The 6,000-nt window shown below is 40.9% G+C and carries 5 protein-coding genes, 1 rRNA gene and 1 other annotated feature (1 of these 7 only partly in view); of the genes, 5 read left to right on the top strand and 1 reads right to left on the bottom strand.

Annotation, left to right across the window (positions count from 1 at the left end; all coding sequences use genetic code 11):
- The first annotated feature begins 12 nt into the window (after window positions 1-12).
- Window positions 13-128 (top strand): 5S ribosomal RNA (gene rrf / locus DIC78_RS10160).
- 37 nt (window positions 129-165) lie between these two features.
- On the opposite strand, the gene DIC78_RS10155 is transcribed toward rrf, so the two are convergent.
- Complete coding sequence (locus tag DIC78_RS10155) at window positions 166-1,116, bottom strand: YaaC family protein (protein WP_095714850.1); 951 nt, start codon at window positions 1,114-1,116, stop codon at window positions 166-168.
- Window positions 1,117-1,236: 120 nt separating this feature from the next.
- Between DIC78_RS10155 and guaB the strand changes: the two genes are divergently transcribed.
- The 4 genes from guaB to pdxT all read left to right on the top strand — a co-directional run bounded on the left by guaB (window position 1,237) and on the right by pdxT (window position 5,881).
- The gene (guaB, locus tag DIC78_RS10150) at window positions 1,237-2,703 is read left to right on the top strand and encodes an IMP dehydrogenase (protein WP_024123587.1); all 1,467 of its coding nucleotides are present in this window, start codon (window positions 1,237-1,239) and stop codon (window positions 2,701-2,703) included.
- A 154-nt stretch (window positions 2,704-2,857) separates the two neighbouring features.
- A complete protein-coding gene (gene dacA / locus DIC78_RS10145; protein WP_127696194.1) occupies window positions 2,858-4,189 on the top strand; it encodes a D-alanyl-D-alanine carboxypeptidase in 1,332 nt (443 codons plus the stop codon).
- Between the two features lie 196 nt (window positions 4,190-4,385).
- Complete coding sequence (pdxS, locus tag DIC78_RS10140) at window positions 4,386-5,270, top strand: pyridoxal 5'-phosphate synthase lyase subunit PdxS (RefSeq protein ID WP_024123589.1); 885 nt, start codon at window positions 4,386-4,388, stop codon at window positions 5,268-5,270.
- Between the two features lie 20 nt (window positions 5,271-5,290).
- Complete coding sequence (pdxT, locus tag DIC78_RS10135) at window positions 5,291-5,881, top strand: pyridoxal 5'-phosphate synthase glutaminase subunit PdxT (RefSeq protein WP_127696192.1); 591 nt, start codon at window positions 5,291-5,293, stop codon at window positions 5,879-5,881.
- Window positions 5,882-5,933: 52 nt separating this feature from the next.
- Window positions 5,934-6,000, top strand: a binding site (T-box leader); it runs 146 nt beyond the window's last position.

Genomic DNA, 6,000 nt, shown 5'->3' with positions numbered 1-6,000 from the left:
CACTCTCAATTGTTTGGTGGCGATAGCGAAGAGGTCACACCCGTTCCCATACCGAACACGGAAGTTAAGCTCTTCAGCGCCGATGGTAGTCGGGGGTTTCCCCCTGTGAGAGTAGGACGCCGCCAAGCAAGGGTAAAACCCAGCTCATTGAGCTGGGTTTTTTGTTTATATATATTGTTGCAGGAATTTCAAAACGTATTTGGGAAATTTGTTTTCCGTTACCATTAAAAACTGCTGAATTAACACGTAATCATCACTGACATGCTGCGTTAACAGCTCATACCACCATTCTGTCTCATACCTCGCAATCATTCCTATGTTGTACAAAATTAAATAATGGATTGTTATTTCCGGAAGTTTAAGAAACTGATCTCGTTTAGAAGGAATATAATATTGTCTTTTGTCCAAATCAAATAATAGGCTGATTGACGTCCATGGATTTATGTCTTGCCGCGAAAGATGGAACAGCAGGTCATCTTTATCTTTCTTCAAAAAGGTCCATCGAAAATGATGAGACATATATTCAACAAATCGTGAATCAGACATCTTATAATGAATGACGATATCCTCTGGTATAGAAACCATGTCTTTTTCCTTCTCAACCTTTGTAATAAAGCATTCCTTTTTCTGAAATTGAAAAATATCACTTAATTCTGGTATAGCGGCTAATAACTTTTTCATAGTATACCGTTCATCTTCTATACCTGATTGACCAAATAAGTGTTTCATGAAGTGCATACATAAACCGTTGCGTTGTATTTTCACTTCATCATCGCTAAAACAATAATTTTGCTTCTTTCTTTTACGCGCTGTGACGCCATGTGCGAGAACTGATGTATGGCTTGGGTAGTGAGGATCCTGTGTGATGAGACATGCTTTGATCAGCTGTGACATCCCGTAGAATAAAAGAATCGGTTTGATTTCTAAAGGCGAGCAAGAGGCTTGCTTATAAAATGATTCAGCATGCTTCAAGAAGAAAATAAACCGCTCGCTGTTTTTAAAAGAGTTCTGTTTCGCCTCATCTGCACCATTTAAGACATAGACTTTTTCTAGAAATTTCTGGGTTGATTCTACGGAGTAAAATAGCGCTAAGTCTTTCCAATCATGATATGTCATATGTATTTCTAATTCCTTTCCGTTATCTAAATATTTCAACTCTTTTTCGGTTCCTTGACATGCTCTTGGCTTGTTGATAATCTACATATAATATTTTGCCGAAAAGAGGGGGATTTACTAATGTGGGAAAGTAAATTTTCAAAAGAAGGCTTAACGTTCGACGATGTGCTGCTTGTACCAGCTAAGTCAGAGGTACTTCCGCGTGATGTGGATTTATCTGTTGAACTTACAAAGACGTTAAAGCTGAATATTCCTGTCATCAGCGCAGGTATGGACACTGTAACAGAATCAGCAATGGCGATTGCAATGGCTAGACAGGGCGGCTTGGGCATCATTCATAAAAATATGTCGATCGAGCAGCAGGCTGAACAAGTTGATAAAGTAAAACGCTCTGAACGAGGCGTTATTACAAATCCCTTCTTTTTAACTCCTGATCACCAAGTTTTTGATGCGGAGCATTTGATGGGGAAATACAGAATTTCCGGTGTTCCGATTGTAGATAACAAAGAAGACCAAAAGCTTGTCGGTATTATCACGAACCGCGACCTTCGTTTTATTTCTGATTACTCAATGAAAATCAGCGATGTTATGACAAAAGAAGAACTTGTCACTGCACCGGTTGGAACGACTTTAGACGAAGCTGAAAAGATTTTGCAGAAACATAAAATTGAAAAGCTTCCACTCGTTGATGATCAAAATAAATTAAAAGGTCTTATCACGATTAAAGACATTGAAAAAGTTATCGAGTTCCCTAATTCATCTAAAGACATTCACGGCCGTTTGATCGTTGGCGCGGCAGTTGGTGTAACTGGCGACACGATGACACGCGTGAAAAAGCTTGTAGAAGCCAATGTGGATGTCATTGTTATCGATACAGCACACGGGCATTCTCAAGGCGTGTTAAACACAGTGACAAAGATCCGTGAAACGTATCCTGAATTAAATATTATCGCTGGAAACGTAGCAACAGCTGAAGCGACAAAAGCACTCTTCGAAGCTGGTGCTGATGTTGTCAAAGTAGGAATCGGACCTGGTTCAATTTGTACTACTCGTGTGGTAGCAGGTGTTGGTGTACCTCAAATCACAGCGATTTATGACTGTGCGACTGAAGCAAGAAAACATGGCAAAACAATTATCGCAGACGGCGGAATTAAATTCTCTGGCGATATTGCAAAAGCATTGGCAGCCGGCGGACATGCTGTTATGCTTGGAAGCTTACTGGCAGGTACGTCAGAAAGCCCTGGTGAAACTGAAATCTACCAAGGCAGAAGATTCAAAGTATACCGCGGTATGGGATCTGTGGCTGCAATGGAAAAAGGAAGTAAAGACCGTTACTTCCAAGAAGAAAATAAAAAATTCGTTCCAGAAGGCATTGAAGGACGCACACCTTACAAGGGGCCAGTTGAAGAAACAGTTTATCAGCTAGTCGGCGGTCTTCGTTCTGGTATGGGATATTGCGGATCTAAAGATCTTCGCGCTTTAAGAGAAGAAGCTCAGTTCATTCGTATGACTGGTGCAGGCCTTCGTGAAAGTCATCCGCATGATGTACAGATTACAAAAGAATCACCGAACTATACAATTTCATAAATAAATTGTTACAAATTAAAAACATTTGACAGGGTCTCTGACTCTGTCTATTTTTTTTATACTGATTATGATAAAATTTATACTGTTGTGCATTGAAAATGTCCTTAACGGCTTAATTATAGATGAAGAAAAATGAAATACGGAGGTCGTACGATTGAACATCAAGAAATGTAAACAGCTATTGATGTCTTTGGTTGTTTTAACACTGGCCGTAACTTGCCTGACTCCAATGTCAAAAGCAAAGGCTGCCAGCGATCCAATTGATATCAACGCATCAGCTGCTATTATGATCGAAGCTTCTTCAGGTAAAATTCTTTACAGCAAAAATGCAGAGAAAAGACTGCCAATTGCAAGTATGACAAAGATGATGACAGAGTATCTGTTATTAGAAGCAATTGATGAAGGCAAAGTAAAATGGGATCAAACCTATACGCCTGATGACTATGTGTATGAGATTTCCCAAGATAACAGTTTATCAAACGTTCCTCTTCGAAAAGACGGAAAATACACAGTAAAAGAACTTTATCAAGCGACAGCAATCTATTCTGCAAATGCGGCTGCGATTGCCATTGCAGAAGTTATTGCAGGCTCTGAAACAAAGTTCGTTGAAAAAATGAATGCAAAAGCAAAAGAACTGGGATTAACAAATTACAAATTTGTTAATGCAACAGGTCTTGAAAACAAAGATCTTCACGGCAAGCAGCCTGAAGGGACAAGCGTAGATGAAGAAAGTGAAGTTTCTGCTAAGGATATGGTTATTCTTGCAGATCACCTGATTACTGACTACCCTGAGATTTTAGAAACTTCCAGCATCTCAAAAATGAAGTTCAGAAAAGGCACAGATGATGAAATGGACATGCCGAACTGGAACTTTATGCTGAAGGGTCTAGTCAGCGAGTACAAAGGTGCAACTGTAGATGGACTGAAAACAGGTTCTACTGACTCTGCGGGTTCATGTTTCACAGGAACTGCTGAAAGAAACGGAATGCGTGTCATCACTGTGGTGTTAAACGCAAAAGGCAACATTCACACTGGCCGTTTCGATGAAACGAAAAAAATGTTTGATTATGCTTTCAACAATTTCTCAATGAAAGAAATTTATGCTGAAGGCGATCAGGTAAAAGGCCATAAAACCATTTCTGTAGATAAAGGTAAAGAGAAAAAAGTAGGCATTGTCACAAGCAAGGCATTTTCTCTTCCTGTCAAAAATGGTGAAGAAAAGAATTACAAAGCAAAAGTCACTTTAAACAAAGACACTTTGACTGCCCCTGTGAAAAAAGGGACGAAGGTTGGGAAACTGACTGCGGAATATACAGGTGATGAAAAGGACTATGGATTCCTTAACAGCAGCCTGGCAGGTGTAGACCTTGTGACGAAAGAAAATGTAGATAAAGCAAACTGGTTTGTTTTAACAATGCGCAGCATCGGCGGATTTTTCGCTGGTATCTGGGGAAGCATTGTTGATACAGTAACTGGCTGGTTTTAATGAATTGAAAGAGCTCTGATTGATGTTAGGGCTCTTTCGCTTAATATACTGAAAAAACCCAATTTTTAATAAAAAATGATTTTCAAAGCCCTAAAAACCGAATAAAATAAGTTATATCCATATGAATTATTGGATTTCTAGGATACAATAAGAAATAGAAATCATATAACTATACCTTGATTAGGGGGACCAAGAAATGGCTCAAACAGGTACTGAACGTGTAAAACGCGGAATGGCAGAAATGCAAAAAGGCGGCGTCATCATGGACGTAATCAATGCGGAACAAGCGAAAATTGCTGAAGAGGCTGGAGCTGTCGCTGTAATGGCGCTAGAACGTGTACCAGCTGATATTCGTGCGGCTGGAGGAGTTGCCCGTATGGCAGACCCTACAATCGTGGAAGAAGTAATGAATGCTGTATCCATCCCTGTAATGGCAAAAGCGCGTATCGGACATATTGTTGAAGCGCGTGTGCTTGAGGCTATGGGTGTTGATTATATTGATGAAAGTGAAGTTCTGACTCCGGCTGACGAAGAATTTCATTTGAATAAAAATGAATATACAGTTCCTTTCGTGTGCGGCTGCCGTGACCTCGGCGAAGCAACACGCCGTATTGCTGAAGGCGCTTCTATGCTTCGTACAAAAGGGGAGCCTGGAACTGGTAATATCGTCGAAGCCGTTCGCCATATGCGCAAGGTAAACGCTCAAGTGCGCAAAGTAGTTGCAATGAGCGATGATGAGCTGATGACTGAAGCGAAAAATTTGGGAGCGCCTTATGAGCTGCTTCAACAAATTAAAAGAGACGGTAAACTTCCTGTCGTTAACTTTGCGGCTGGCGGCGTAGCGACTCCTGCTGATGCGGCACTTATGATGCAGCTTGGCGCTGACGGTGTATTTGTTGGTTCTGGTATCTTCAAATCAGACAATCCTGCAAAATTCGCAAAAGCAATTGTGGAAGCGACAACTCACTTCACTGATTATAAATTGATTGCAGAGCTTTCAAAAGAGCTTGGAACTGCAATGAAAGGGATCGAAATCTCAAATTTACTTCCAGAACAGCGTATGCAAGAACGCGGCTGGTAAGAATATAGGAGAGCTGCGACATGTTAACAATAGGTGTACTAGGACTTCAAGGAGCAGTAAGAGAGCATATCCATGCAATTGAATCATGCGGTGCAGCTGGACTTGTTATTAAACGCCCAGAGCAGCTAAAAGAAATCGATGGTTTAATTTTGCCGGGCGGAGAAAGCACGACAATGCGCCGTTTAATTGATACGTATCAATTCATGGAGCCATTGCGTGAGTTTGCTGCTCAGGGAAAACCGCTGTTTGGGACATGTGCCGGTTTAATTATTTTAGCAAAGGAAATTGCCGGTTCAGATAACGCTCATTTAGGTTTGCTGAATGTAGTTGTTGAACGGAATTCGTTTGGCCGGCAGGTTGACAGCTTTGAAGCTGATTTAACCATTAAAGGGCTGGACGAACCTTTCACTGGTGTATTCATCCGTGCGCCGCATATCTTGGAAGCCGGTGAAAATGTTGAAGTGCTTTCTGAGCATAACGGACGCATTGTTGCGGCTAAACAGGGTAATTTCTTGGGCTGTTCGTTCCATCCGGAGCTGACAGAGGATCATCGAGTGACAAAGCTGTTCGTTCAAATGGTCGAGGAATACAAGCAGAAAGCCCTTGTATAAAACAGTTGAAAGCTGTGGAAACTTATAGTACATTATAAACACAAATAAAGATCGAAAAGCGTTGATAGGAACTAGTAGGAAGCCTCTCTTTCTAAGAGAGCCGATGGTTGGTGTGAATC

The sequence above is a fragment of the Bacillus halotolerans genome (assembly GCF_004006435.1).
Taxonomy (GTDB): domain Bacteria; phylum Bacillota; class Bacilli; order Bacillales; family Bacillaceae; genus Bacillus; species Bacillus halotolerans.
Note: the sequence above shows the minus strand (reverse complement) of the source record. Positions and strands in the feature narration are given on the sequence as shown.